Origin of the sequence: Roseibacterium elongatum DSM 19469 (assembly GCF_000590925.1) — a bacterium.
GTDB classification, from domain to species: Bacteria; Pseudomonadota; Alphaproteobacteria; order Rhodobacterales; family Rhodobacteraceae; genus Roseibacterium; species Roseibacterium elongatum.
In genome coordinates, this window is sequence record NZ_CP004372.1 from 1,751,296 (window position 1) to 1,774,910 (window position 23,615).

Consider the following 23,615-nt stretch of genomic DNA (forward strand, 5'->3'; position numbering starts at 1 on the left):
GTTTGGTGAAACACGCTGCCGGTTGTCGCCTAGGCTGGATGCAGGAAGGGACGAAAAGTCCAACAGGAGGTTTCCCATGCACACGACCCGGATCGACACCGACACCCACGAGACCGTTTTGCGCGTCGAGGACGCGGAGGCGGGGCTGACCGGCTTCATTGCCATTCATTCCACCGCGCGCGGCCCGGCGGCGGGCGGCTTGCGGATGCGGCCCTACGGGTCCGAGGACGAGGCGCTGGAGGATGTGCTGCGCCTGAGCCGCGGCATGACGCTGAAGAATGCGGCGGCCGATCTGCCGCTGGGTGGCGGCAAGGCGGTGATCCTGGGCGACCCGGCGCAGAAGACCGAAGCGCAATTGCGCGCCTTTGCGCGGGCCATCGATGGGCTGGCGGGGCGGTACTGGACGGCCGAGGATATGGGCATGTCGCCCGCCGACATGGCGGTGATCCGCGGCGAGACGCGCTATGTCGCGGGGCTGGACGAGGGGGCGCATGCCTCGGGCGATCCGTCGCCGGTGACGGCGCGCGGCGTCTTCTACGCGATGCGCGTGGCCGCCGCACAGCGTTGGGGCAGCCCCGTGTTGCAGGGGCGTCGCGTGGCGATCCAGGGTCTGGGGCATGTCGGCTGGCACCTGGCCAAGCTGCTGCGGGCCGCGGGGGCCGATCTGATCGTGTCCGACATGGATGCCGAGCGGGCCGCCTGGGCCGCGACGAGTTTCGGCGCCGAGGTGGTGGCGCCCGAGGCCATCCTGTCCGTGCCCTGCGATATCCTGGCGCCCTGTGCCGTCGGCGGTGTGCTGACGCAGGACAGTGTTGCGGGCGTCCAGGCCGAAATCGTCTGTGGCGCGGCGAACAACCAGTTGGCCGATGACGCGGCCGGCGATGCGCTGCGGGCGCGCGGTATCCTCTATGTGCCGGATTACGTCGCCAACGCGGGCGGCATCGTGAATGTGGCCACGGAAATCCTGGGGCTGGCCGACCGCCGCCGTTTCGTCAGCGACAAGCTGGCCGCGCTGCGCGTGATGACCGCGCGCATCCTCGCCCGTTCCGAGGCCGAGGCCGTCAGCCCGCATCGCGTGGCCGATGACGTGGTGGCCGAGCGACTGCTGCGACACGACAGCGCCGCCTGACGGGATCGGACGGGCACGCGGCGAGAGGTCGCGCGGGCATCCGGGCGCCGATAAGGTATATGTGTGACATAGCAAATAATTGCTTATGTTTCACAGGAGACCCCCATGCGTTTCGTTTCGATGCTCGTTGCCGCCGGCCTGACCCTCGGTGCCGCCGCCCCCATGGCGCTGGCCCAGGACGCCGCCCCGCTGGTGACGGTCGTGACCGCCGAGAACCCGCAGACCCAGCTGATGTCGATGGTTCTGACCGGCCAGGCCGCCCAGCAGGGCCACCCGGTGCGCGTGCTGCTGTGCGGCCCCGGCGGCGACCTCGCGCTGGCCGATGCGCCCGAAAGCGCCACCGCCCCGCAGCCTCCGCGCGGCGCCAGCCCGCAGGGCCTGTTGATGAACCTGATCGAGGCTGGCGCCACGGTCGAGGTCTGCGCCATCTACCTGCCGGGCCTGGGCGCGGATGAAAGCGTGCTGATCGACGGCGTGGGCGTGGCCCAGCCCCCGGCCATGGCCGGGGCCATGGCGGCCGAGGGCACCATCGTCTGGTCGTTCTGATCCGATCGCGAAATGGCCGGGGCTGATGTGATCGGCCCCGCCATGGACAGAATCACGCCTTTGGCGCATTCTGTCCCCAACGGGCGCAAGACCCGTGGACCCATACCAACCCGAGGCACAGTGACATGACACGCATTCTGATCGCGTCCGTGACGATCTGCGCGGCCCTTGCGGCCCCGGCCTTTGCCAACCCTATCGAACGCGCCTGCCTGAGTTCCGACCGGCCTTCGGCCTCGCGCGTGCTGTGCGCCTGTATCGGCGAGGCGGCGGACCGGACCCTGACGCGCGCCGACATGCGCCTGGGCGCGCGGTTTTTCCGCGACCCGGAAGAGGCGCAACGCGTGCAGCTTTCCGATACCCCGCGGGACGAAGCGATCTGGCAGCGCTGGCGCAATTTCGGCGAGATGGCCGAGGCCATGTGCCGCTAGGCAGCGTCGGCTAGCCGGACGCCCCGCGCAGGCGGGCCGCCCAGAGATGGGCAGCCTGTTCGATCAGGTCGAGCGCCCCCTCGAAATCGCGGGTGAAATACGGATCGGGCACGTCGCCCCCGCCGAGCGGATCCAGATACATCGCCAGCGCGGCGCGCGCGCCCTCGGGCGCCATGCGCGCGAGATCGGCATGGTTTTCCGAATCCATTGCAAGGATCAGGTCGAACCGGTGGAAATCGGCCCGGCTGACCTGCCGTGCGCGCAGGCCGGACAGATCATAGCCCCGCGTCAGGGCCGCGGCCTGTGCAGGGCCGTAGGGCGGCTTGCCGATATGCCAGTCGCCGGTGCCGGCGCTGTCGATGTGGTGGTCGGGCAGGCGGGCGCGCAAAACGCCCTCGGCGGTGGGCGAGCGGCAGATATTGCCAAGGCAGACGCACAGGATACGGTCGGTCATGCAGGAAGAAGTGCCAGCGAATGCGGAGGGGCGCAATGGAGCGGATCGTCATTCTGACCGGGGCGGGCGTGTCGGCCGAAAGCGGGCTGGGCACGTTTCGCGACAAGGACGGGCTATGGACCCGCTATGACCTGTCGGAGGTCGCCACGCCCGAGGGCTACGCCCGCAACCCGCGTCTCGTGCTGGATTTCTACAATGCGCGAAGGGCAAATGCGCTGGAGGCCAGCCCGAACGCCGCGCATGCGGCGCTGGCGCGCTTGCAGGCGGGCTTTCCGGGCGAGGTGCTATTGGTCACGCAGAATATCGACAATCTGCACGAGCGCGGCGGCAGCGGCGCGGTGGTGCATATGCACGGGGAAATCACCCGCGCGCTGTGTGCCGCTTGCGGGCATCGCTGGGACGCGCCGCGCGTGATGGACCCGGCCGATACCTGCCCCGCCTGCGGCACCCCCGCCACGCGCCCCGATATCGTGTGGTTCGGGGAGATGCCCTATCACATGGAGCGCATCCTGCCCGCGCTGGGCGCGGCGGATCTGTTCGTGGCGATCGGAACCTCGGGCGAGGTCTATCCGGCGGCCGGCTTTGTCGAGATCGCGCAGGAGGCGGGCGCCGAGACGCTGGAGATCAACCTCGATCCCGCGCCTGCGCCGGGGCGGTTCGACCGCATGATCGCGGGCAAGGCGACCGAGGCGGTGCCGGCCTGGGTGGCCGAGGTCCTGGGGGCATAACGGCGGCGCGCCTGTCGATGGATGGAACAGTCTGGCGCGCCGTCGCCGGCCCCACCCTTGCCGGCGCGGGGCACGGGGCCGGGGCGGTGACCAAGGAACAGGCCGCCGCGCCCGGATGGGGCGATGTCAGCCGTCGCTGTCCATCATCATGTGACCGCCCGCGTTCTCGGGCGCGCCATGCATCATGCCGCCGGTGCCCATCTGGGCCGGCATCCGCTCGTTGTCGACAGGGATGGTCACGGTCATGTCGCCGGCATTCTCGAAGGTCAGGGTGACCTCGATCTCGTTGCCGGTTTCCAGCGGCTCGCGCAGGCCGAGGAACATGACATGCAGACCCCCGCGTTGCAGTTGGATGCTTTCGCCTGCGGGCACGGCAAAGCCTTCCTCGACCTCGACCATGCGCATCACGTCGCCATCCATGATGTGGGTGTGCAACTCGACCCGCTCGGACACGTCCGAGGCGGCGGCGATCAGGCGGTCATCCACCTCGCCCTCGTTGGTGATGGTCATGAAGGCCGCGCCGGAAATCGCCATGGCGCTGGCAGCGCGGGCATAGGGGTCTTCGACGGCCATCTGGGCCGAGGCGAGCGCGGGGATGAGCGCGCAGGCGCCCGCGAGGATCAGGGATTTGAAGGACATGTCTGTCTCCGTCTGTCCGAAAAGGTCTGGCTTTGGTTGGAGGGGTGGGATCAGGCCGCGCGGGGCGGGCTGCGCCCCTGTCCCCCCAGACGCCAGAGCGTCGGAGCGAGGGCGGAGAAGGTCGTGTCGGAGAGCGCGGAGGCGGGGCCGGTGACAGGCGGGGCCACGAGTGTCCCCGGGGCAAGCGCCAGCGCGCCGATCACGCAATCGGGGCAGGGGTGTTCGGTCAGTTCGACCGGATCGCCCCGGTCGTCGAACAAGGGCAGGCCATCGACCGCAAGAACGATTTGCGCGCCGCCATAGCCGCACAGCACGCCATCGGCCGCCATCGCGCCACGGGCCATGGCGGTCGCAAGGCCCGTGATAGACATGAGCATCGCGAGCGCGAAGCCGAGGATGAAGTGGGTCGTTCTCATCCCCCTCAGTCTAATGACGCCCCCGCGCGCCCGCGCTGCGGCAAAATGGCTGCGGATGGGGCCGGGTCATACGCAAACGCCCCGCAGGCCGGGGCCAACGGGGCGTGCGAAACTTCGCTGGATCGCTGGATCAGGCCTGTGCGGCCTGCGCCTTTTCGATCTCGCGCTTGATCTTGACGGCCTTGGGCGACAGGTCGGCCTCTTTCGCGCGGGACAGGAAGGCATCGAGGCCCCCGCGATGGTCGACCGTGCGCAGCGCGGCGTTCGAAACGCGCAGGCGGAAGCGGCGGTCGAGAATGTCCGAGCCGAGGGTCACTTCGCTCAGGTTCGGCAGGAAACGGCGCTTGGTCTTGTTGTTGGCGTGGCTGACATTGTTGCCAGTCATCGGGCCCTTGCCGGTCAGTTCGCAGACACGCGACATGGTCTTCGTCCTCGTTCTGGGCAGCGGGCCGGTGGACCGGGCCATCGGGGCCAAGTGCCGGAGCTGCGGAAACCAAAAGGGCGCGGAGAGGGCCTCCACGCCCGATAAATCTGCGCAGGCTTTAAGCGCGCCACCCTGGGGTGTCAAGCCGGGAATCGGCCGCGATCGGGGTCAATGCGTCGGAAAGAGATGGATCTCGAGCACCGTGTTGCGCGGGTCGGCCCGAAGGGCGTGCATCACCGCGTCGGCCACGTCCTCGGGCCTGAGTTTATCGGGCTTGGCCTGGTCGAAAAAGGGCGTGTCCACCATGCCGGGCGCAATGACGGTGCAGCGCCCGCCCCAGTCGCGCATCTCCTCGGCCAGGTTGCCGGCAAAGCCATGCACGAACCATTTCGACGCCCCGTAGATCGAGCCCTTGATATGGCGGCGCCCGGCGGCCGAGCCGGTCAGCACGAGGCTGCCCTTGTTCGGCTTGAGGTGGGGAATCGCGGCCTTGGCCGTGTAGAGCAGCCCCATGATATTGAGATCGACGAGGCCGCGCCATTCCTCGGGGTCGCCGGCCTCGGTGCCCGGTGTGCCAAGGCCGCGGCCGGCATTGGCGAAGGCCGCGTCGAGGCCGCCGAAATGATCGACAGCCCGCTGCAGGGCCGCGGCCTGATCGTCGTAGGAGGTCGCGTCGCCGGGCAGGGCGAGGGCCTGCTCGCCGATCTCGGCCGCCAGCGCGTCGAGCTTGTCGGCGGAGCGGGCGAAAAGCGCGACGTTCCAGCCGGCCTTGGCGGCGGCATGGGCGGTGGCGGCGCCGATGCCCGTGGAGGCGCCGGTGATGAAGAGGGTCTTGGTCATGGGAGATCTCCTTGGTGGTTGCGGGGTCAACATGGGCCGCAGGGCCGGGTTCCATCGCCCGGGATTGTGCGTCGCGGTGCAGGCGCTAGAGTGACGCCACCATGCGCGAGACCGACCTCTACCCCCCGATCAAGGCCTTTCTCGAGGATGCCGGCTATGATGTGAAGGGCGAGATCGGCCCGGCCGACGTGATGGCGGTGAAGGACGGCGCCGAGCCGGTGATCGTGGAGTTGAAAACGGGCTTTTCGCTGGCGCTGTTTCACCAGGGGATCGCGCGTTTGGCGGTCAGCGAGGCGGTGTATCTTGCCGTGCCGCGCGGCCGGGGGCGGGCCTTTGGCAAGGCGCTGGCCGACAACGTGAAACTGGCGCGGCGCCTGGGCCTGGGCCTGTTGACGGTGCGGCTGGAGACGGGGCTGGTCGAGGTGCATTGCGATCCGGGGCCCTATGCACCGCGCCGCAACGCGCGGCGGCGCGATGCGATGCTGTCGGAATTCGCGCGCCGCCGGGGCGACCCGAGTGCGGGCGGCACGCAAGGGGTGCGGATGACGGCCTATCGGCAGGACGCGCTGGCCTGCGCGCGGCATCTGGCGGGTCAAGGCCCGTGCAAGGGGGCGGCGGTGAAAGCCGCGACAGGGGTCGTGCGCGCCACGACGATCATGCGGGACAATCACTATGGCTGGTTCGTCAAGGTCGAGACGGGGATCTATGCGCTGAGCGCGGCGGGGCAGGCGGCGCTGTCGGGCTGAGGGATTGCGCCGCCTTTGGCGTCGCCCGGGGAAGCGAGGCAAGGGGCATCGAGCCCCTTGCCTCGCTGACGTGCTGCGCACGTGGCATATTTGAAGGATAAAGATGGGGGCGGGGAGGCATGCCATGCAGACGGAATTCGAGATCGAGACGCGCGGGGCCGGGATGGTCGCGTTCACGGGGCGATGTGGCGCGGTGGATTGCAGGGCAGGGCGACGGGGTGCTGACGCTGATGGTGCGCCACACCTCGGCCAGTCTGGTGATCCAGGAAAACGCCGATCCGGATGTGCAGGCGGACCTGATGGGGTTTTTCGACCGGTTGGTCCCGCCGGCCGACGACCCGTCGATGCGGTGGCTGGCCCATGTGCTGGAGGGGCCGGACGACATGCCGGCCCATATCAAGGCGGCGTTGTTGCCGGTGTCGTTGCAGGTTCCGGTGCTGGGCGGGCGGATGCGTTTGGGGACATGGCAGGGCATCTACCTGGTCGAGCATCGGGCGCGGCCCCATCGGCGGCGCGTGGCGGCGCATTTCCTGCCCGACCGGGCGGGGTGAGTCCGTTTCGCCACCCTTGATCCCCCTTGATCTTGTGGCGGGAATTGACCTCTACCCAAGCCCTGACCGCTGACCTATAGTGCCTGTGGATAAGTGGGCATCAGACCCAAGGTATGAGGCAGGCGCGGCGAGATCCCCGCGCGATGGGACAGGAAAGGGGACGGCCATGCGCTGCCCGTTTTGCGGAAATGTAGACACCCAGGTGAAGGATTCGCGCCCGGCCGAGGATCACGTGGCGATCCGGCGGCGGCGCTTTTGCCCGGCCTGTGGGGGGCGGTTCACCACCTATGAACGCGTGCAGCTGCGCGATCTGGTCGTCGTCAAGTCGAACGGCAAACGTGAGGATTTCGAGCGCGACAAGCTGGAGCGCTCGGTGCGGATCGCGTTGCAGAAGCGCCCCGTCGAGCCCGAGCGGATCGACCAGATGATTTCGGGCATCGTGCGCCGTCTGGAAAGCATGGGCGAGACGGATATCCCGTCGAAAACCATCGGCGAGATCGTCATGGAGCGCCTGGCCGCGATCGACACTGTCGCCTATGTGCGGTTTGCCAGCGTCTACAAGAATTTTCAGGCCACGGACGATTTCGAGGATTTCCTGGCCGAGTTGCGACCGCCGGTGCAGCCCGGCAGCTGACCCATGGACCATGACGAGCAGGACGCGCGCTGGATGCGTCTGGCGCTGGCGCTGGGGGCGTCGGGGGCAGGGGCGGTGCTGGCCCAACCCGGCGGTGGGCTGTGTGATCGTCAAGGCGGGGCGCGTCATCGGGCGCGGCTGGACGCAGCCAGGGGGGCCGGCCCCATGCCGAGGTGGTGGCGCTGGCGCAGGCCGGGTCGCACGCCCATGGGGCGACGGCCTATGTCAGCCTCGAGCCGTGCAATCATCATGGACAGACACCGCCCTGTTCCGAGGCGCTGATCGCGGCCGCGCTTGCGCGGGTCGTCGTCGCCACGCGTGACCCCGACCCGCGCACCGATGGCGGCGGCGTGGCGCGGCTGCGCACCGCCGGAATCGCCGTGCAGACCGGGGTGTGCGAGGCCGAGGCCCTGCGCGATCACGCGGGGTTTCTGACCCGTGTCCGGCTGGGGCGGCCCGCCGTGACGCTGAAGCTGGCGGCGACATTGGACGGGCGGATCGCCACGGCCACCGGGGAAAGCCGCTGGATCACGGGCCCGCAGGCGCGGCGCTGGGTGCATGGCGCCCGGGCGCGGCATGATGCGGTGCTGGTCGGGGCGGGAACGGCGCGGGCCGATGACCCGTCGCTGACCGTGCGGGGCCTGGGGATGGTGCATCAGCCGGTGCGCGTGGTGCTGTCACGGCGATTGGACCTGCCGCTCGACAGCACCCTTGGCCGGACGGCGCGGCAGGTGCCGGTCTGGATCTGCCATGGCCCCGATGCCCCGGCCAGGGCCCGCGACCGCTGGGACGCGGCGGGCGCGACACTGATCGAGGTGGCGGCCGGGCCGGGGGGGCAGCTTGACGGTGCGGCGGCGCTGGCGGCCCTTGGGGCCAGGGGGCTGACGCGGGTGTTCTGCGAAGGCGGCGGGGCCTTGGCCGCGACGTTGCTGGCGGCGGATCTGGTGGACGACCTGGCCATGTTGGCGGCCGGTCTGGCGCTTGGGGCCGAGGGCACGCCTTCGATCGGCGCGATGGGGATCGCGGCCCTGTCGGACGCGCCGCGCTTCGCCTTGCGCGATACGCAGGTGCTGGATGGGGACGTGCTGTCGCTCTGGTCGCGATCGGCCGAGGCGTAGCCGGCCCGCCCGGCGCGGGTCAGCCCCGGCCGCGCCACAGATGGCTGTAATCCGAAAGCCAAGCCTGCAGCCTTGCCAGCGCCCGGAGCCGCACGGGGCGCGCGCCGGTCTGGCCTCGGGACAGACGGTCCACCGCGATTTCGACGGGGCAGGGCCGGTCTGTCACCGGGTCGTGATAGCGCGGATAGGCGATCAGGGCGGCATGGACCAGCGCCGGCAGCGATACCCGCGCCGACCGGCGCGCGGGCACGTCGCCAAGGTCGGTCGTCAGGCCCCACCCGGCATAGAAGGGCGCGCCCAGGGTGGTCACGGGAACACCACGGATCAGTGCCTCGAACCCCATGTTCGAGGTCATGGTCACGACGCGATCGGCCGCGTTCAGCCAGGCGTCGGCATCTGCCCTGTGCGCGACGTGATCGGCCAGCGCGGCGAGGCGGTCCTCGGGGATCTGGCCGGGGCGCAATCCGGCCTCGACATCCGGGTGCGGCTTGTACACGATCCATTCCGAAGGGTGCAGCCGCCGCGCGGTGCGCAGCAGTTCCTCGTTGGTGCAGATTTCTCCGGCACCCAGCCGGATCGACGCATCATCCTCGACCTGGCCGGGCACGAGGATCATGGCGCGGCCCGTGGGGGGGCGGGTGACCGCGGTCGCGCCATCGAGATTGTATTTCGTCAGACGCAGTTTGCGCAGCCGGCCCAGCAGACGCTCGGCACGGCGCAGCGCCTCGGGCCGGGCGAGGGCGGCCTGGGCGATCAGCTGTTCCAGCCGGCTGTCCCGCGTCGGGTCGTAGTAGATGCCCAGATCGTCGAGGACCAAGGACAATGGCGGAACAAGGGCCGCGCCCAACCCGCGCGAGCGCAGAAACCCGTCCTCGACCCTGTGCAGGGGGCGGTCGGCCTGTGCGCAGGCCGCGCGGAGGGGGCGGGTCTCGTGACCGGACCAGACCATGACGGGGCGGCCATCGGCGGCGGCGCGCGCGGGCTCGTCGATGAAATCCAGCGTGCCGCCCGAGGTCTGGAACATGGCCCTGAGATGCCGACGTTTCCACCGCCGCATGCCGACGGCGACATGGCCGGTGCGATCCTCGCGCCAGGCGCGGGTCATCGCCTCGAGCGCGCCGAGCGCCGTTTCGATGTCGCACAGGCGGTCGTCATAGGGATCGTACCAGGTCGGGTAGAGGATGAGCGCGGCGGCCACCAGTTGCGCGCGGCTGAGCGTCCGGTTGCGGCGCGCCGGTATCGGCCGCCGGTCGTCGGTCAGGCCCCAGCCGGCGTAGAACGGCACGCCGAAGGTCACCGGGCGATGGCCGGCCATGATGGCCTCGAACCCCAGTTGCGAGCTCACGGTGTAGACCGCACGCGCGCCCTCGAACAGGCGCTGGGGCGAGATCGGACGATCCTCGATCACGACGCCCTCGGGCAGGGTGGCCGGATCGAAATGGCCGTGGCGGTGGCCGCTGCGCGTCTCAGGGTGGGTCTTGATGACGATCTGCGCGTCGGGGTGATCCTGCCGTGCCCAGGTCAGCATCTCGGCGAAACTGTCGGCATTGGCCGCCCCCAACCGGACCGAGGCATCGCCGCGCGTCTGGTCGATGACCAGCACGTAGCCGGGCGGGGGCGGGGCAAGATCGGGATCGGTGGCGGAATATTTCGTCAGGTGGGCGTCGGCGATCCGCGCCATGACTTCGCGCGCGCGGTCCATCAGGGCGGTGTTGTCCAAGGGATGACGCGCCAGAATATCCTCGAGATCCGAGGGGCGCGACGCATCGAAATGCATGCCCTGGCCGTCGATCACCAGCCCCAGTGGGGCGTCGCCCGAGCGGCCGGGATGCAGCGAGCGCAGAAACGCGTCCTCGATCCGCACCAGGGTGGCATCGCTGGCAGTGGCGGCTTTCTCGCCGCGGGGGGCATAGCGCGAATGACCCCAGACAAGCACGCAATCCTCCGGCCCCGGTTTGCCCAGGCGCAGGTCGTATCCGGCTAGGGTCAGGATGCGCCGGACGCGCGCGTTGGTGAGAAACCCGGCGTTGAAATGGTAGGCCCGCTGCCGCGCACCGGTTCCCGCGTGGTTGGAAGCGGATCGCGGGCGCATGTCGGCAGCCCCGGGCACCAGTCTACTGACCGAGGGACGAAAGCGTGTCGGCCGTGCCCACGGCGCTGGTCAGAGTGCCCGTCAGAGCGCTGATGGCGCTGTTCCACTGGGTGATCGGGGCCGAGGTCACATAGACCGTGTCGTCGTCGCGGATGACGAAATCGCGTGCCTCGAACATGCCGGTCGGCGCCGTCAGGTCAAGAACATAGACGAAGCGCTGCGTGCCGATCAGGTCCGAGCGGCCGAGCACGGCATTGGCCATTTCCTCGGGTTCGTTCCTGAGAACGAAGACGCCGGTTGGGTCGGCCTGGGCCGTGTTCAGACCGCCGACCGAGGCGATGGCCTCGATCGCGGAAATTGTCTGGCTTTCGAAGGGCACGATCGTCTGCGACGCGGTGGCCCCGAGCGCGGTAAAGCTGCGCCCGTCTTCCTCGACCAGAATGCGGTCGCCGTCGCGCAGGGCGATGTCGACCTCGGGCTCGCGGAAGATGTCCTGATACCAGACCGTCCCGGAATGGCTGCCGCGGATCACCGTGACCTGCGTGATCTCGGGGTTGGGGGTGACGCCCCCCGCCGCGGCCAGAACGCCGGACAGACGCCGTGTCGAGCGTTCGATCGGGTAGACCCCTTCGCCGCCGACCTGCCCCGACAGGATCACGGTGGCCCCGTCGCCGACCTCGCGTTCGATGATGACCTGGGGGTCGGGGGTTTGTTCGTCGAGGTTGCGGGTGATGATTTCGCGCAGCTGTTCCGGCGTGTTCCCGGCCGCGCGGATGCGCCCGGCATAGGGGATGAAGATGAACCCGGCGCCATCGACCTGCACCCCCGAGACGACCGAGGCGTTCGCCCCCTCGCCCGCCAGCAGGCCGTCGGTGACGTTTTCGTAGATGGTCAGGCGCAGGATGTCGCCGGGGCGGATGATCTCGGTATTGGCGTTGCCCGCATTCAGCAGCGCCGCGGGAAAGCTCATGGCCGGCACGGCCGAGGTGACGGCGGTCACGCGGCTGTTGACCTCGACCACGAAGGCGTCGCCCTCGCGCTGGACCGAGGCGGCGTAGATCTGATTGCGTGTCGGGCCCGCCGAGGGCAGAAAACCGTTCAGCATCCCGCATGACGAGACAGCCGATACAACGGCAAAAAGCACGACCGGGCGGGCCGCTTTCAACGCCTGCGATGTCACGGAGTGGGCTCCTTACGCTCTGAAACTGCCTCGGGTCGTCTTTTTATTGCCGCTGAAGGTAGCGAATTCCGCGCCCATAAGGAAGCCCTCGTGTCATTTCACGAGGTTGAGGTGTTGCCGCGGTGCCGGACGCCCGGCCTCGAGCGCGTCATAGGGGTCTTCGGCGCTGAGCATCATGTCCACGACCTGGCGCAGCAATTGCCGCCGCCCGCGCGCCGAGTAGAAGCTGCCGGTGACCTGCGAGGTTTCCAGCAGGTAGTGGCGGTAGTCGCGATAGGCCCGGCTGTCGGGGCGCTGCGGCATCTGGAAGAAGTCGCTGAGCGGCTGGTCGGACACGAATTCCGGCTTGAGATACACGGCCTGGCCGAATGCCTTGAGCGGCAGGCCGCGCCACAACGCCTGTTGCGCGGCCGTCGAGTTGACGGTGACCGCGCTGCGCGCGTCGTTGAGCAACGGCGCAAGCTTGCCGCCGCGCACGTAATGGACGCGGTGCGCCACACCATGGTGCCGCGCGATGCGCCGGATGTCGGCGCGAATGGGCGCGCGGCCATCCTCCAGCGGGTGGGCCTTGAATACCAGATGGTGGTGGGTGGGTGCCCCATTGGCAAAGCCCGTGATCAGCACCTCGAGAAAGTCGGTCATGCTGTCGAAGGGGCCGTGATCGCGAAAACTGGCATCATGTTCCAGCTGCAGCAAGGCCAGATGAAAGGGAAAGCCGCCGGTCTTGACGCGCAACGTGGCCCGCACACGATCCATCCAGTGCCAGGGCATCATGGCCAGCCGCCTGAGATAAAGGCGAAACTCCTGCCGGACACTCAGCGCGCGATGCGGCCGAAAGGCGGCGTAGCGGGCATTCCCGACCATGACGAACCAATGGTAGAGCGCGCCGTAAAAGACGTGATGGCGCATGTCACCCCAGCGCGCGGGGGCGTCCGGCAGGTCGAGGTCCAGCCCAGTGAGGGCGTGACGCATGGCCGCGACATCGGTGGTCATGACGCGCGAATGCCCGTTCGCGCCGCCGCGTTCATAGGTCACCCAATAGGGGCGCAGGTAGCCTTCCTCGAAGACATGGACGGTGAGGCCGCGGGCGCGGGCGGCGGCGATGGCGGTGGCGTGGATCGGGCGGGTGTCGCCATAGAGCACCAGATCGGTGATCGCCTTGGCGTCGAGCAGCTGCGCGACCGTCTCGGGCCAGGTCTCGATCGGGTCGGTCTGGGCGATGTAGCTTGCGCGATCGGACCAGAACACCTCGTCCCCGCGGTTGAACCCCACACGCCAGACCCGTGCGCCCGCATCGGTCAGCAGGCGTGACAGGCGCGCGAAGAAAGGGCCATGCGGACCCTGAAGAAAAAGGAAACGGCGCTGTGTCGGTCGCGGGGTCAACGAAGATACCTTTTCAAACAGCCGGGAACCCGCCGGATGACGGGAGACCCATAGCCTGCCTGGCAGATCTGAACAATTCCTTGCGGCGGGGGCGGGGCGGGAATGCGGCCCGGCTGTGGCCGGCGGCCCACGGTGCAAACCCACTTGCCCCCAAGGTGGTGGTGGCGCTAGGTCGGGCGGACTCGTTTGCTTAGGGAGCGGCCCCCAATGTTTACTGGATTGATCACCGATATCGGCACCCTGCGCGGTGTGGATCACCGCGGCGACCTGCATGCCCGGATCGGCACCGGCTATGACATGGCCACGGTCGAGATCGGCGCCTCGATCGCCTGCGATGGCGTCTGCCTGACAGTGACGGCCAAGGGAGACGACTGGTTCGAGGTGGATATCTCGGCCGAGACGGTCTCGAAGACGACCCTGGGCGACTGGGCCGAGGGCAAGCGGGTGAACCTGGAGCGGTCTTTGCGTGTGGGCGATGAGTTGGGCGGTCATATCGTGTCGGGCCATGTCGATGGCGTGGCCGAGATCGTGGCAACGGAAGACGAGGGCGAGTCGACGCGCTTCACCTTCCGCGCGCCCGAGTCTCTGGCACGCTTCATCGCGCCGAAAGGGTCGGTCGCGCTGAACGGGACCTCCCTGACGGTGAACGAGGTCGAGGGGGCCACGTTCGGGGTTAACATCATCCCCCACACCAAGGAGATGACGACCTGGGGCGATGCCGGGGCGGGCGATTGGGTGAACCTGGAGATCGACACGCTGGCCCGCTACGTCGCGCGGTTGCAGGACTGGCCGGGCTGAGGGCCGGGCCGCGCGCCGAGAGGGGGGAGCGCCCGCCGCACGCGCCCTGCGGGCACATTTGGCGGGCGCTGGCCGGGCTGTCGCCGGCGGCCCGGATCGGCTCGCGGCGGTCCAGTCGTTGCGTGCGAGGTCGGCTGCGGGCGCCTCCGGCGGGCATATTTTGCGGGATAAAGATCGGGGCGGGATGGCGCGGGACGTGGTGATGCGGTCGATCGAGGATGGCTCGGCGCAACGCTGTGTTGACCTGATCCGGCTGGGATCGGGCGGTTGGGCGTTCGTCGAATGCCGCCGCGATCCCGAAGATGACCATGGCTGGCGGCGGGTGACCGCGCCCCTGGGCGGGTTCGCATCGGAGGGCGAGGCCCTTGTCGCGGCGCGGCGCGCGGTGGCATGGTTGGCCCAGGAGGATCGCGCATGAGTGGCATCGGACATAATGGCGGGCCGTCGTTTGAGGCAGGTCACGGGTTTCGCAAACTGGCCTGGAGCAAGGCGCGCAAGGCGCTGTTGCCGGCCCTGCCGCTGGAGGTGGTGCGGGTGCGCGTGGCGCGGGCCGAGCGTCTCGGCCTGCCCTATCGCACCTATGCCACGATCCGCGCGACGGCGGGGCGGGATATCGTGGCCTTTCTGTTTTCGGGCAACGCGCTGGGCCTGACCGCGCGCCGCATCGCGATCCCGACGGTCGAGGCGGACCGGCTGGAGGGCCTGTCCGGGGCGGCGGTGCGGCTGGGCGCGGTTTACCGGGCGCCGGAGGCGGTGCTGGCGGCGAACGCAGCACGGCTGGAGGCCACCGCCGAGGCGCCCGCGATGAGCGTGTCGTGGGGCGCTGCACGCGCGCGATTGCGCGGCCTTCTCCACGCGCATCGTCTGCCGCTGGATGGTGTGGTGCTGGTGGCGGCCACGGGGATCGAGGCCGAATGGTGCGCCACGGCGGGCCTGGCCGGCACGATCCCGGCAGAGCGGTTCTTTGACCGGCAGACCTGAGCCGGCAGCCCCGCGCGCCCGCGCCCCCGCGTCGCGGGCCGGCGCGTCTGGCAAAGTCCGGCGGCATGGTCTATCTGCCAGCACAAACCGACGCGTGAAGGGGCGACCATGACGCAAGCATACGAAACCCCCGGCCCGGTCGAGCGGGACTGGTCCGACGCCATCTCCTCGATCGAGGAGATCATCGAGGATGCCCAGAACGGGCACATGTTCATTCTTGTCGATCACGAGGACCGCGAGAACGAGGGTGATCTGGTGATCCCCGCGCAATGGGCGACGCCTGATGCGATCAACTTCATGGCGATGCATGGGCGCGGGCTGATCTGTCTCTCGATGACCGGCGATCGGATCGAGCAGCTGGGCCTGCAACTGATGTCGACGAACAACTCGTCGCGCCACGAGACGGCCTTTACCATCTCGATCGAGGCGCGCGAGGGGGTGACCACGGGCATCTCGGCTGCCGACCGGGCCAAGACGGTGCAGGTGGCCATCGACGCGTCCAAGGGCGCCGCCGATATCGCGACGCCGGGCCATGTGTTCCCGCTGCGGGCGCGGGATGGCGGCGTGCTGGTGCGCGCGGGCCATACCGAGGCGGCGGTCGATATCTCGCGCTTGGCGGGGCTGAACCCCTCGGGGGTGATCTGCGAGATCATGAACGAGGACGGGTCGATGGCGCGTCTGCCCGACCTGATCGCATTCGCGCAGCGCCACAACCTGAAGATCGGGACGATCTCGGACCTGATCGCGTATCGCCGGCGACACGACAACCTGGTCAAGGTGCGCGCCGAGGAGGTCATCGAAAGCGAGTTCGGTGGCCAATGGCGCATGCGCATCTACACCGACGAGACGCAGGGCGCCGAGCATATCGTGCTGATCGAAGGGCGATATCACGACGGAGGAGCCGGTGCTGGTACGGATGCACGCGCTGGACCCGGTGATGGATATCGTGGGCGCCGGACCCAAGGGGCGGGCCGGTGAATTCGCCGACGCCATGCGGTTGATCGCCAGCGAGGGGCGCGGGGTCGTGGTGCTGCTGCGGGACCTGACCATGAAACTGGCGGTCGCGGGCGAGGCCTCGCCCCAGACATTGCGGCAATACGGTCTGGGGGCGCAGATCCTGTCGTCGCTGGGCCTGTCGGAGATGATCCTGCTGACCAACTCGCCGAAACCCAAGGTCGTGGGGCTGGATGCCTACGGGCTGAGCATCCTCGACACGCGCAAGATATCGGAGGTGGACTGATGGCCGGAGCCTCGCACTACGTCCTTGACCTGCCGGAGTTCGACAAGCCGGTGAAACTCGCCATCGTGGTGGCCCCCTATTACAAGGAGATCGCCGATTGGCTGATCGCCGGGGCCTGCGCCGAGATCGAGAAGGTCGGCGGCAGCTGCGAGGTGATCGAGGTGCCCGGCGCGCTGGAGGTGCCCACCGCCATCCGCATCGCCTATCGCCAGTCGAATTTCGACGGGTTCGTGGCGTTGGGCTGTGTCATCCGGGGCGAGACGACCCACTATGATACTGTCTGCAATGACAGCTCGCGGGCCATCCAGTTGCTGGGGCTGGAAGGGGCCTGCATCGGAAACGGCATCCTGACCGTGGAGAATTACGACCAGGCCGCGGTACGCGCCAATCCCGAGGATCAGAACAAGGGCGGCGGCGCGGCGGCGGCGGCGCTCCACCTGATCGCGTTGACGCGCCGGTTCGGACGGCCTAAGGGCGGCGTCGGATTCAAACCCCGCGCCGAGACGATCGAGATCGCGGGGGGCAGCGAAGGGCCCGGCACCGCATGAGCGACGAGCAGAAAACCGACGACGCACGGCGTCAGATGCCCAAACCCGGCCGGGAGGCACAGCGCCAGATGCGCTCGGCCGCGCGGCTCTATGCGGTGCAGGCGCTGTTCCAGATGGAGATGTCGGGCCAGACCCTTGACGACGTGCGGCGCGAATTCGAAACGCACCGCTTCGGCGCGGTCTATGAAGGCGACGAGATGGCCGAGGGCGACCCCTATCTCTTTGCCAAGATCCTGGAGGGGGCGGTGACGCGCCAGGCCCGGATCGACCAGATGACGGATCGTGCGCTGGTGGCGAAATGGCCGATCGACCGCATCGACCCGACCCTGCGGGCCCTGTTCCGGGCCGCCGGGGCCGAGTTGATCAACGGCGCGACCCCGCCCAAAGTGGCCATCACCGAATATGTCGATGTCGCCCGCGCCTTTTTCCCCGAGGGGCGCGAAGTGAAATTCGTGAACGCCGTTCTGGATCATGTCGCGCGCGAGGCGCAGCCCGAGGCGTTCTGATCGGCCAACCCGCCTTGGCGAGAGCATGGCATCTTGCATGGCTGCGAACCGGCCATTAGGCCACGGCCATGCAGGTCTTCGAGAATATCATCAGCGACCGCGGGTCGAAATATGCCGTCTCGGGCGGGCCATGCAGCACGGCCGAGGACGCCGCTGCCTTTCTCAAGGCGCTGAAACGCAAAAAGAAGTTTGCCAAGGCGACCCATAGCAGCTGGGGCGTGTTGACGGCCGACGGGCCGCTGAAGAACGATGATGGCGAGGCCGGGGCCGGCATGGTCATCCTGCGCATGCTGGAACGGGCGGCGCGGCAGGATCATATCGTCGTCGTGACGCGCTGGTACGGCGGAAAGCATCTGGGCGGCGACCGCTTTCGCCATGTGCAGGAGGCCGTGCGCCTGTATCTGTCCAAGGTGCCGGAAATCTGAGGAACGGGCGGTCCCGGTGCTTGTGGCGTGGGGCCGCCATCCCATCTATGCGTGGGGGCCGCGCCGGGACGCGGTGGCATCGCGACGTTGAGCGCATCCTTGGACATCGTGGTTCTTTTGGCCGGTCTGGGCCTGCTGCTGGGTGGCGGCGAAATCCTTGTGCGGGGTGGCCTTGCGCTGGCGCACAGGTTGGGCATGACCCCGGCGATGATCGGGGCGGTCGTTCTGGGCTTTGGCACCTCGACGCCGGAACTGGTGACATCGCTGCAGGCGGCCTTTGCCGGGGCACCGGGCATCGCGCTGGGCAATGTGGTCGGGTCGAACATCGCCAACATCCTGCTGATCCTGGGGGTGGCGGCGCTGATCGCGCCGATGGTCGCGCGCGGGGCCGTATCGCAGCGCGATGTGGTCGCGATGCTGCTGGCGACGCTGGCGGGCCTGGCCGTGCTGGCATCGGGGCAGGCGGGGCGTGGTACGGGGGTGGTCCTGTTGTTGGGTCTGGCCGCTTACCTCTGGGTGAGCTTGAGGTCTGGCGCACGGGTGGATGTGCCCGCCGACATCGCCGTTCCGGTCGCCCGGCCACCGGTATGGACGGGGGCTGCACTGGCCATCGGCGGGATCGCCGCGACGATTCTCGGGGCGCATCTGTTGGTGGGCGCGGCGACGCGCATGGCAACCGACCTGGGCGTGCCCGAGGCGGTGATCGGCCTGACCCTTGTGGCGGTGGGCACCTCGTTGCCGGAACTGGCGACAAGCGTGGTGGCGGCGTTCCGCGGTCAGGGTGCGATGAGCCTTGGCAATATCCTGGGGTCGAACGTGTTCAACATCGCCGGTATCCTTGGTGTGACGGCGGTGGCCTCGCCGCTTGTCGTGCCGGCTTCGATCGGGGTGGTCGATGCCGTCACGCTGGCCGGATCGGCGTTGCTTCTGGCGGCCTTTCTGTGGGTCGGACGCATCGGGCGCGTCGCGGCGATGATCCTGCTGACGGGGTATCTGGCCTATGTCGGGTGGCTGGCCCGCGCGTTTTTGCCGTAGGGCGCCCGGAATGCCGCACGGGGTTGTTCTCGGGCGGATCGGTGTTACCTTGAAAGCAACTCAAGCAGAGAGGTCACGATGCCAGACCATATCAAGTTCATCCTGCGCCACGCATTCGTCGGCTTTCTGCTGGCGCTGGCCTTTGTCGGCGGTCTTTTGTACCTGAACGTCGCAAATCTGTGGCATCTCGTGACCCACACGGCCGAAGGGCCGATCGCGACGGTGATGTTGATCGTGTTCTGTACGATCACCTTTGGTTCGGCCCAGATCGGCTACAAGATCATGATGATGGGCGAAGAGAACGACGACGATGATCGCAGCGGCGGCAAGCGCGATGCGATCCCGACGCTTGACGCCATCGCTGTGCCGATCCCGGTCGAAAGCAAGCGCCCCCGCGCCTGAAACGCACCGTAAAACACAAAAAAAACGCCGACCAACACGGTCGGCGTTTTTTTTGTGTCTTGCGAAAGGTGACGGGCCCGCAGCGACCGTAGAGGCGTGAATTCCCGAGAGCCTGTATAGACAGGTGGGCGCCAGGTAACCGAACCACGGCCCGGACAGAGCCAGCCCCCTCGGAAATGCTTAAGGCCACCGGAATGTTGCCACAGATACGGGAAGAGCAGCACCCGTCACGCAGGGACATATGACGCCGGACGGCCTGCGGCAAGGGGTGGCGCGATCACATGGGCTTGTGCATGTTCGCGGGATGTTCCAGTCTTGGCCCATGACCGACACATCCCTTACCCCAACGATCGACGCCTTGATGCCGGGCCAGGTGCTTGCACGGGGGGTGTGCCGTCACCTGTCGGCGCATGGCTTTGCCACGCTCGAGGAATTCACCCCCGATCGCGGCAAGCGTCTGGATGTCATGGCCTTGGGGCCAAAGGGCGAGCTTTGGGTGATCGAGTGCAAGTCCAGCCGCGCCGACTTCACCTCGGACAGCAAATGGACCGGCTATCTCGATTGGGGAGATCGATATTTCTGGGCCGTGGACGAGGCGTTTCCGACCGATCTGCTGCCGCCCGATACCGGGCTGATCATCGCCGATGGCTATGATGCCGAGATCCTGCGCATGGGACCCGAGGCGAAACTGGCCGGTGCCCGGCGCAAGGCGGTGACGCAGCGTTTTGCGCGGATCGCCGCGCAGCGGCTTCAGATGTTGCGCGATCCGGGCGCGGTGCTCTGATCCGTGCCGGCGCGTTTCAGGGCCAGCAGGGTCAGGGGTGGCCCCAGGATTTCGAAGATCACCGTCGTGCCCACCGTCAGGGTCACGATCGTGTCATGCCACTGGGGAAAGGCATCGCCGGCCACCAGGGCCATGCCGACGGCGACACCCGCCTGCGGCAGCAGCGCCGGGCCGATCCAGCGCCGTTGGGGCGCGGGCAATCCGGCCAGATATCCCCCAAGCCAGCCCCCGACGATGCGGGCCGCCACCCGCAGCACGACATAGGCCAGCCCCAGCAGGCCGATTTCGGCAAGGCTGCCGATCTCCAGCACCGCGCCGGCCATCACGAAAAACAGCAGCATGAACGGCCATTGAAGGTGCTCGATTTCGTGAAAGGCGCGGTCGTGATGCCGCGCGAAGTTCGCGATGATGGCCCCCGCGACCAGACCGGCCAGCAAGACCGACACGTCCAGCCACGAGGCCAGACCAGCCGTCAGGAAAACAAGGCCCAGGGCCTCGGTCTGCAAGGGCTCGCCCGGGGACAGGCGCCCGGTCAGCACGGCGCCGGGCAGCCCGACCACCAGGCCGACGGCGATCGCCCCGCCGAGACCCCGCGCGGCGTGCCCCAAGGCCGCCGATCCGGCCCCCGTCCCGGCCAGGGTGGCGGCACCCACCAGGGCCACGCTGAACACGATCAGGCCCCAGGCGTCGTCTACCGCGACGATGCCGCGGATACGCTCGCTGAACGCGCTGGTCGACGCGGCCTGCCTGAGGATGTCGCTGGTCGCAGCGGGGGCGGTGGCGGTTGCGATTGCAGCGAGGATCAGCGCCAGCGCGGGGTCGAGGCCAACCAGGATCAGACCCGGTGTCACGACGCATAGAGTGACGAGGACCACCGCCCAGGACACCATCAGGATGCTGCGCCCGTGTTCGGCAAGCTTTCGAGCGGTTAGCGCATTGCCGAGCAGAAACGCGACAAGCGTTAGGGCCGCCACCGACAGCGGTTCGAAAAGCGCGGTCGTCTGCTCGGGGATCAGGCCAAGGCCCGACTGCCCCGCCGCGACCCCGATCAGCAACAGCAGCGTGACGCGGGGCAGGGCGGTGCGCCGCCCCAGCGCATCGGCGGCCAACCCGGCCAGAAACAGGCCCCCAAGCGTCAGAAACAGGCGCGCGATCTCATCCATGCCGGCCAGATTGGATACAGGTGCGGTCTGATGCCTTGACCTCGGTCAGGCAGGGGTCCGAAAAACCCGGGTTTTTCGGAGCGGAATTCTCGAGATTTCCGCCGCCCAGCGGATCAGCCCTTGGCCTTTTTGCCCATCTTGCGGGCGGCCGCGGCCGCGGCGCGCAATTCCTCGGCGATTTCCTCGGCTTCCTCGGGGTCAAAATCCAGCGGCAGGTCGATGCCCTGACCCTCGAGATAGATCCGCACCATCCCGAGTGTCGTCGGCCCGATCTGAAGATTGGCCTCGATGTCGCTTTCGCTGTTGATGCTCATATCCGGCCTCCGTCACATTGACGAAAGGGCGTAGTCGCTCCGCCCCGCCAAGGCAAGGGAGGGTCGCATGGCCAGCGATGGGATCGAGTTGCGCGATCTTGGGATCGGGGATGCCGGATGGCTGATCCAGCACCATGCCGAGTTGTATCACCGCGACGAGGGGTTCGACGCCAGCTTCGAGGTGCTGGTGGCCCGAATTCTCGCGGATTTCATCGAAACGCGCGATCCGTCCTGCGAACGGGCCTGGATCGCCTGGTGCGACGGCAAACGCCTTGGGTCGATCTTTTGTGTCCGGGGCGAGAGGCCCGACGAGGCGAAACTGCGTCTGTTTCTGGTGATGCCGCAGGCGCGCGGCACGGGGTTGGGCCAACGCCTGCTCGATGCCTGTATCGCCCATGCGCGGGCGCAGGGCTATCTCGCGCTGACCCTTTGGACGCATGAAAGCCATCGCTCGGCCTGTGCCCTGTACAAAAAGGCGGGGTTCGCATGCCTTGCCTTCAAGCCTGTCCGGTCCTTTGGCGTGGATCTGGTCGAGCAGGCCTGGCGGCTGGATCTGACCGCCGACTGAGTCCGAAAACCTGCCCAAAACCCCCTTGCAATGCCCGCGCGGCACGAGTATCCCGCCCCACAGTGCCGGCGTAGCTCAGTTGGTTAGAGCGCCTGATTGTGGATCAGGAGGTCCCCCGTTCGAGCCGGGGCGCTGGTACCACCCCCCCCCCCCACACACACGCGATACGGGTTCGGTCAGCCCTCGGGCAGCGCAAACACCCGCACCTGCAGGCCGCTGTCGCGCTCGAACACGCGGATCACATTGTCATCGCCGATGATGACGACATGCCGCCCGACCAGTTGAAAGCCGGTCACGCCCACGCCCTCGGGCACCGCATACTCCCCCGGCGCGACGGTGAGGATGGGGGCCTCGGCCGTGTCGTTCAGGCGGATGACAAGCAGGGCCGTGATCGTTATCACCCCTGCGATCATCACCCCGGTCAGGACCGTGACCAGCGTTTTCAGGAAACGCAGATCGCGTGGCAGGCCGGCTTGATCCTTCGGAGCTTCGTCCATGTCCATGTCCGCCCGCCTTGTCACGTTTCCCATCGGGCCGAACCCGGCCCCGCGTCTTGATAAGGCACTGGCCCGCGACGTGCCAGAGGGCGCAAGCCTGAGCCGGTCGCGCCTGGCGCGGTTGATCGAGGCCGGGGCCGTGGCCGTGAACGGGGCCGTGGTCTTGGACGCGCGCGCCAAACTGGCCGAGGGCGACCTGATCGAGATCACGGTCGAAGAGGCCGCCGAGGTGGAAACCCGCCCCGAGGCCATCGCGCTGGACATCCTGTTCGAGGATGACGACCTGATCGTGGTCAACAAGCCCGCCGGCATGGTGGTGCATCCCGCGCCGGGCACGCCGGGGGGCACGCTGGTGAACGCGCTGCTGCATCATTTCGGCGGCAACCTGTCGGGCGTGGGGGGCGAGAAACGTCCCGGCATCGTGCATCGGATCGACAAGGACACCAGCGGTCTGCTGGTCGTGGCGAAATCGGACCGCGCCCATCACGGCCTGGCCGAGCAGTTCGCCGCCCACAGCGCCGAGCGCGCGTATGTCGCGCTTTGCCACGGGGTGCCCGAGCCGGCCGATCCGCGCCTGCGCGGCGTGCGCGGCGTCAGCTTCGAAGAGGGTGGCGTGTTGAAGATCACCACGCATCTGGGCCGCCACAAGACCGACCGCCAAAGGCAGGCGGTCCTGTTTTCGGGCGGGCGTCATGCGGTGACGCGGGTGCGGGTCGAGGAAAGTTTTGCCGCGGCCGTGGCGCGCGTGTCCTGCCGGTTGGAGACGGGTCGGACGCACCAGATCCGCGTTCACATGGCCCATGTCGGGCACGCCCTGATCGGCGATCCCGTCTATGGCGGGCGGCGCAAAGTGTCGGAAAAGGTGTTGGGCGCGGAACCGGCGGCGGGGTTGAACGGTTTTCCACGGCAAGCCCTGCACGCGGCAACCTTGGGATTTCTTCATCCGGTCAGTGGCGAAGCGATGCGCTTTGCCGCCGATCTGCCGACCGACATGGCCGAGTTGATGGCGATGCTGCGCGAAACGGGCCTGTGAGATGTGCGCAATT

Annotated in this window: 28 protein-coding genes, 1 tRNA gene and 3 pseudogenes; 21 read left to right on the top strand and 11 right to left on the bottom strand. The window is 68.2% G+C overall.

Annotation, left to right across the window (positions count from 1 at the left end; genetic code table 11):
- Positions 1–76 precede the first annotated feature (76 nt).
- From ROSELON_RS08490 to ROSELON_RS08500, 3 genes are all read left to right on the top strand, one after another.
- Positions 77–1,129 carry a Glu/Leu/Phe/Val family dehydrogenase gene (locus ROSELON_RS08490; RefSeq protein ID WP_025311985.1) on the top strand — a complete coding sequence of 351 codons (1,053 nt, stop codon included), beginning with the start codon at positions 77–79 and terminating at the stop codon, positions 1,127–1,129.
- A 105-nt stretch (positions 1,130–1,234) separates the two neighbouring features.
- Positions 1,235–1,675, top strand: coding sequence for a DsrE family protein (locus ROSELON_RS08495; RefSeq protein ID WP_025311986.1), 441 nt, complete (start codon positions 1,235–1,237; stop codon positions 1,673–1,675).
- Positions 1,676–1,800: 125 nt separating this feature from the next.
- Complete coding sequence (locus ROSELON_RS08500) at positions 1,801–2,103, top strand: hypothetical protein (RefSeq protein ID WP_025311987.1); 303 nt, start codon at positions 1,801–1,803, stop codon at positions 2,101–2,103.
- A gap of 10 nt (positions 2,104–2,113) precedes the next feature.
- Here the strand turns inward: ROSELON_RS08500 and ROSELON_RS08505 are convergent, their stop codons facing one another.
- Complete coding sequence (locus tag ROSELON_RS08505) at positions 2,114–2,557, bottom strand: low molecular weight protein-tyrosine-phosphatase (protein ID WP_025311988.1); 444 nt, start codon at positions 2,555–2,557, stop codon at positions 2,114–2,116.
- Positions 2,558–2,592: 35 nt separating this feature from the next.
- On the opposite strand from ROSELON_RS08505, the gene ROSELON_RS08510 reads away from it, so the two are divergent.
- Positions 2,593–3,285 (top strand): NAD-dependent deacylase, encoded by a 693-nt coding sequence (locus ROSELON_RS08510; protein ID WP_025311989.1) that lies wholly within the window; start codon positions 2,593–2,595, stop codon positions 3,283–3,285.
- A 126-nt stretch (positions 3,286–3,411) separates the two neighbouring features.
- Here ROSELON_RS08510 and ROSELON_RS08515 read toward each other — a convergent pair whose 3' ends face one another.
- The 4 genes from ROSELON_RS08515 to ROSELON_RS08530 form a co-directional block, all read right to left on the bottom strand.
- Positions 3,412–3,924, bottom strand: a complete 513-nt coding sequence (locus ROSELON_RS08515; protein WP_025311990.1) for a copper chaperone PCu(A)C — start codon at positions 3,922–3,924, stop codon at positions 3,412–3,414.
- Positions 3,925–3,974: 50 nt separating this feature from the next.
- The gene (locus ROSELON_RS08520) at positions 3,975–4,340 is read right to left on the bottom strand and encodes a hypothetical protein (RefSeq protein ID WP_025311991.1); all 366 of its coding nucleotides are present in this window, start codon (positions 4,338–4,340) and stop codon (positions 3,975–3,977) included.
- Between the two features lie 130 nt (positions 4,341–4,470).
- Positions 4,471–4,761: a 50S ribosomal protein L28 gene (gene rpmB / locus ROSELON_RS08525; protein ID WP_025311992.1), complete on the bottom strand. Its 291-nt coding sequence runs from the start codon at positions 4,759–4,761 to the stop codon at positions 4,471–4,473.
- Positions 4,762–4,932: 171 nt separating this feature from the next.
- Complete coding sequence (locus ROSELON_RS08530) at positions 4,933–5,604, bottom strand: SDR family oxidoreductase (protein ID WP_025311993.1); 672 nt, start codon at positions 5,602–5,604, stop codon at positions 4,933–4,935.
- A gap of 101 nt (positions 5,605–5,705) precedes the next feature.
- Between ROSELON_RS08530 and ROSELON_RS08535 the strand changes: the two genes are divergently transcribed.
- From ROSELON_RS08535 to ribD, 4 genes and pseudogenes are all read left to right on the top strand, one after another.
- Positions 5,706–6,350 carry a DUF2161 domain-containing phosphodiesterase gene (locus tag ROSELON_RS08535; RefSeq protein WP_025311994.1) on the top strand — a complete coding sequence of 215 codons (645 nt, stop codon included), beginning with the start codon at positions 5,706–5,708 and terminating at the stop codon, positions 6,348–6,350.
- A 124-nt stretch (positions 6,351–6,474) separates the two neighbouring features.
- Positions 6,475–6,901: pseudogene (locus ROSELON_RS08540) on the top strand (secondary thiamine-phosphate synthase enzyme YjbQ).
- A 166-nt stretch (positions 6,902–7,067) separates the two neighbouring features.
- Positions 7,068–7,535 (top strand): transcriptional regulator NrdR, encoded by a 468-nt coding sequence (gene nrdR / locus ROSELON_RS08545; RefSeq protein ID WP_025311995.1) that lies wholly within the window; start codon positions 7,068–7,070, stop codon positions 7,533–7,535.
- Between the two features lie 33 nt (positions 7,536–7,568).
- Positions 7,569–8,653: pseudogene (gene ribD / locus ROSELON_RS08550) on the top strand (bifunctional diaminohydroxyphosphoribosylaminopyrimidine deaminase/5-amino-6-(5-phosphoribosylamino)uracil reductase RibD).
- Positions 8,654–8,672: 19 nt separating this feature from the next.
- On the opposite strand, the gene ROSELON_RS08555 reads toward ribD, so the two are convergent.
- The 3 genes from ROSELON_RS08555 to ROSELON_RS08565 form a co-directional block, all read right to left on the bottom strand.
- Positions 8,673–10,745 carry a capsular polysaccharide biosynthesis protein gene (locus ROSELON_RS08555; RefSeq protein ID WP_025311996.1) on the bottom strand — a complete coding sequence of 691 codons (2,073 nt, stop codon included), beginning with the start codon at positions 10,743–10,745 and terminating at the stop codon, positions 8,673–8,675.
- A 22-nt stretch (positions 10,746–10,767) separates the two neighbouring features.
- Positions 10,768–11,850, bottom strand: a complete 1,083-nt coding sequence (locus ROSELON_RS08560) for a polysaccharide biosynthesis/export family protein (protein ID WP_084613738.1) — start codon at positions 11,848–11,850, stop codon at positions 10,768–10,770.
- A 168-nt stretch (positions 11,851–12,018) separates the two neighbouring features.
- On the bottom strand, positions 12,019–13,308 hold the full coding sequence (locus ROSELON_RS08565) for a capsule biosynthesis protein (protein WP_025311998.1): 1,290 nt from the start codon (positions 13,306–13,308) through the stop codon (positions 12,019–12,021).
- A 207-nt stretch (positions 13,309–13,515) separates the two neighbouring features.
- Between ROSELON_RS08565 and ROSELON_RS08570 the strand changes: the two genes are divergently transcribed.
- The 10 genes and pseudogenes from ROSELON_RS08570 (at position 13,516) to ROSELON_RS08615 (ending at position 20,027) form a co-directional block, all read left to right on the top strand.
- A complete protein-coding gene (locus ROSELON_RS08570) occupies positions 13,516–14,106 on the top strand; it encodes a riboflavin synthase (RefSeq protein WP_025311999.1) in 591 nt (196 codons plus the stop codon).
- Between the two features lie 184 nt (positions 14,107–14,290).
- A complete protein-coding gene (locus ROSELON_RS08575; RefSeq protein WP_025312000.1) occupies positions 14,291–14,524 on the top strand; it encodes a hypothetical protein in 234 nt (77 codons plus the stop codon).
- Entirely contained in the window at positions 14,521–15,087 is a 567-nt protein-coding gene (locus tag ROSELON_RS08580) for a hypothetical protein (protein ID WP_051508382.1), read from the top strand. The genes ROSELON_RS08575 and ROSELON_RS08580 overlap by 4 nt, the downstream gene beginning before the upstream one ends.
- 108 nt (positions 15,088–15,195) lie before the next feature.
- Positions 15,196–16,327, top strand: a pseudogene (gene ribB, locus ROSELON_RS08585) (3,4-dihydroxy-2-butanone-4-phosphate synthase).
- Positions 16,327–16,875, top strand: coding sequence for a 6,7-dimethyl-8-ribityllumazine synthase (locus tag ROSELON_RS08590; protein WP_025312002.1), 549 nt, complete (start codon positions 16,327–16,329; stop codon positions 16,873–16,875). Before ribB ends, ROSELON_RS08590 begins: the two are co-directional and overlap by 1 nt.
- A gap of 68 nt (positions 16,876–16,943) precedes the next feature.
- Positions 16,944–17,381, top strand: coding sequence for a transcription antitermination factor NusB (gene nusB / locus ROSELON_RS08595; RefSeq protein WP_025312003.1), 438 nt, complete (start codon positions 16,944–16,946; stop codon positions 17,379–17,381).
- A gap of 68 nt (positions 17,382–17,449) precedes the next feature.
- Positions 17,450–17,806: a YigZ family protein gene (locus tag ROSELON_RS08600; protein ID WP_025312004.1), complete on the top strand. Its 357-nt coding sequence runs from the start codon at positions 17,450–17,452 to the stop codon at positions 17,804–17,806.
- Positions 17,807–17,914: 108 nt separating this feature from the next.
- On the top strand, positions 17,915–18,841 hold the full coding sequence (locus tag ROSELON_RS08605) for a calcium/sodium antiporter (protein WP_245605449.1): 927 nt from the start codon (positions 17,915–17,917) through the stop codon (positions 18,839–18,841).
- A 78-nt stretch (positions 18,842–18,919) separates the two neighbouring features.
- Positions 18,920–19,243, top strand: a complete 324-nt coding sequence (locus ROSELON_RS08610; protein ID WP_025312006.1) for a hypothetical protein — start codon at positions 18,920–18,922, stop codon at positions 19,241–19,243.
- Between the two features lie 322 nt (positions 19,244–19,565).
- Positions 19,566–20,027, top strand: coding sequence for an MmcB family DNA repair protein (locus tag ROSELON_RS08615; RefSeq protein WP_025312007.1), 462 nt, complete (start codon positions 19,566–19,568; stop codon positions 20,025–20,027).
- On the opposite strand, the gene ROSELON_RS08620 is transcribed toward ROSELON_RS08615, so the two are convergent.
- Both ROSELON_RS08620 and ROSELON_RS08625 read right to left on the bottom strand, forming a co-directional pair.
- Entirely contained in the window at positions 19,994–21,190 is a 1,197-nt protein-coding gene (locus tag ROSELON_RS08620; protein ID WP_025312008.1) for a cation:proton antiporter, read from the bottom strand. The two genes, ROSELON_RS08615 and ROSELON_RS08620, sit on opposite strands and share 34 nt — an antisense overlap.
- Positions 21,191–21,303: 113 nt before the next feature.
- On the bottom strand, positions 21,304–21,504 hold the full coding sequence (locus ROSELON_RS08625) for a DUF6324 family protein (protein WP_025312009.1): 201 nt from the start codon (positions 21,502–21,504) through the stop codon (positions 21,304–21,306).
- Between the two features lie 67 nt (positions 21,505–21,571).
- On the opposite strand from ROSELON_RS08625, the gene ROSELON_RS08630 reads away from it, so the two are divergent.
- Together ROSELON_RS08630 and ROSELON_RS08635 are read left to right on the top strand one after the other, a co-directional pair.
- Positions 21,572–22,072, top strand: a complete 501-nt coding sequence (locus tag ROSELON_RS08630) for a GNAT family N-acetyltransferase (protein ID WP_025312010.1) — start codon at positions 21,572–21,574, stop codon at positions 22,070–22,072.
- Between the two features lie 64 nt (positions 22,073–22,136).
- Positions 22,137–22,213: transfer RNA gene (locus ROSELON_RS08635), tRNA-His, on the top strand.
- A gap of 35 nt (positions 22,214–22,248) precedes the next feature.
- On the opposite strand, the gene ROSELON_RS17440 is transcribed toward ROSELON_RS08635, so the two are convergent.
- Positions 22,249–22,569, bottom strand: coding sequence for a DUF6476 family protein (locus ROSELON_RS17440; protein WP_156945905.1), 321 nt, complete (start codon positions 22,567–22,569; stop codon positions 22,249–22,251).
- Between the two features lie 4 nt (positions 22,570–22,573).
- Between ROSELON_RS17440 and ROSELON_RS08645 the strand changes: the two genes are divergently transcribed.
- A complete protein-coding gene (locus tag ROSELON_RS08645) occupies positions 22,574–23,602 on the top strand; it encodes an RluA family pseudouridine synthase (RefSeq protein WP_025312012.1) in 1,029 nt (342 codons plus the stop codon).
- The last annotated feature ends 13 nt before the right edge of the window (positions 23,603–23,615 follow it).

Excerpts from the sequence above, each read along its gene's own strand:
- ROSELON_RS08600 (WP_025312004.1), top strand. The coding sequence starts at position 17,450 with ATGCAGGTCTTCGAGAATATCATCAGCGACCGCGGGTCGAAATATGCC.
- ROSELON_RS08590 (WP_025312002.1), top strand. The coding sequence starts at position 16,327 with ATGGCCGGAGCCTCGCACTACGTCCTTGACCTGCCGGAGTTCGACAAG.
- ROSELON_RS08620 (WP_025312008.1), bottom strand. The coding sequence starts at position 21,190 with ATGGATGAGATCGCGCGCCTGTTTCTGACGCTTGGGGGCCTGTTTCTG.
- ROSELON_RS08495 (WP_025311986.1), top strand. The coding sequence starts at position 1,235 with ATGCGTTTCGTTTCGATGCTCGTTGCCGCCGGCCTGACCCTCGGTGCC.
- ROSELON_RS17440 (WP_156945905.1), bottom strand. The coding sequence starts at position 22,569 with ATGGACGAAGCTCCGAAGGATCAAGCCGGCCTGCCACGCGATCTGCGT.
- ROSELON_RS08625 (WP_025312009.1), bottom strand. The coding sequence starts at position 21,504 with ATGAGCATCAACAGCGAAAGCGACATCGAGGCCAATCTTCAGATCGGG.
- ROSELON_RS08505 (WP_025311988.1), bottom strand. The coding sequence starts at position 2,557 with ATGACCGACCGTATCCTGTGCGTCTGCCTTGGCAATATCTGCCGCTCG.
- ROSELON_RS08535 (WP_025311994.1), top strand. The coding sequence starts at position 5,706 with ATGCGCGAGACCGACCTCTACCCCCCGATCAAGGCCTTTCTCGAGGAT.
- ROSELON_RS08645 (WP_025312012.1), top strand. The coding sequence starts at position 22,574 with ATGTCCGCCCGCCTTGTCACGTTTCCCATCGGGCCGAACCCGGCCCCG.
- ROSELON_RS08500 (WP_025311987.1), top strand. The coding sequence starts at position 1,801 with ATGACACGCATTCTGATCGCGTCCGTGACGATCTGCGCGGCCCTTGCG.
- ROSELON_RS08530 (WP_025311993.1), bottom strand. The coding sequence starts at position 5,604 with ATGACCAAGACCCTCTTCATCACCGGCGCCTCCACGGGCATCGGCGCC.
- ROSELON_RS08515 (WP_025311990.1), bottom strand. The coding sequence starts at position 3,924 with ATGTCCTTCAAATCCCTGATCCTCGCGGGCGCCTGCGCGCTCATCCCC.
- ROSELON_RS08570 (WP_025311999.1), top strand. The coding sequence starts at position 13,516 with ATGTTTACTGGATTGATCACCGATATCGGCACCCTGCGCGGTGTGGAT.
- ROSELON_RS08555 (WP_025311996.1), bottom strand. The coding sequence starts at position 10,745 with ATGCGCCCGCGATCCGCTTCCAACCACGCGGGAACCGGTGCGCGGCAG.
- ROSELON_RS08520 (WP_025311991.1), bottom strand. The coding sequence starts at position 4,340 with ATGAGAACGACCCACTTCATCCTCGGCTTCGCGCTCGCGATGCTCATG.
- ROSELON_RS08490 (WP_025311985.1), top strand. The coding sequence starts at position 77 with ATGCACACGACCCGGATCGACACCGACACCCACGAGACCGTTTTGCGC.
- ROSELON_RS08610 (WP_025312006.1), top strand. The coding sequence starts at position 18,920 with ATGCCAGACCATATCAAGTTCATCCTGCGCCACGCATTCGTCGGCTTT.
- ROSELON_RS08510 (WP_025311989.1), top strand. The coding sequence starts at position 2,593 with ATGGAGCGGATCGTCATTCTGACCGGGGCGGGCGTGTCGGCCGAAAGC.
- nrdR (WP_025311995.1), top strand. The coding sequence starts at position 7,068 with ATGCGCTGCCCGTTTTGCGGAAATGTAGACACCCAGGTGAAGGATTCG.
- ROSELON_RS08580 (WP_051508382.1), top strand. The coding sequence starts at position 14,521 with ATGAGTGGCATCGGACATAATGGCGGGCCGTCGTTTGAGGCAGGTCAC.
- ROSELON_RS08615 (WP_025312007.1), top strand. The coding sequence starts at position 19,566 with ATGACCGACACATCCCTTACCCCAACGATCGACGCCTTGATGCCGGGC.
- nusB (WP_025312003.1), top strand. The coding sequence starts at position 16,944 with ATGCGCTCGGCCGCGCGGCTCTATGCGGTGCAGGCGCTGTTCCAGATG.
- ROSELON_RS08560 (WP_084613738.1), bottom strand. The coding sequence starts at position 11,850 with ATGCTGAACGGTTTTCTGCCCTCGGCGGGCCCGACACGCAATCAGATC.
- ROSELON_RS08575 (WP_025312000.1), top strand. The coding sequence starts at position 14,291 with ATGGCGCGGGACGTGGTGATGCGGTCGATCGAGGATGGCTCGGCGCAA.
- rpmB (WP_025311992.1), bottom strand. The coding sequence starts at position 4,761 with ATGTCGCGTGTCTGCGAACTGACCGGCAAGGGCCCGATGACTGGCAAC.
- ROSELON_RS08630 (WP_025312010.1), top strand. The coding sequence starts at position 21,572 with ATGGCCAGCGATGGGATCGAGTTGCGCGATCTTGGGATCGGGGATGCC.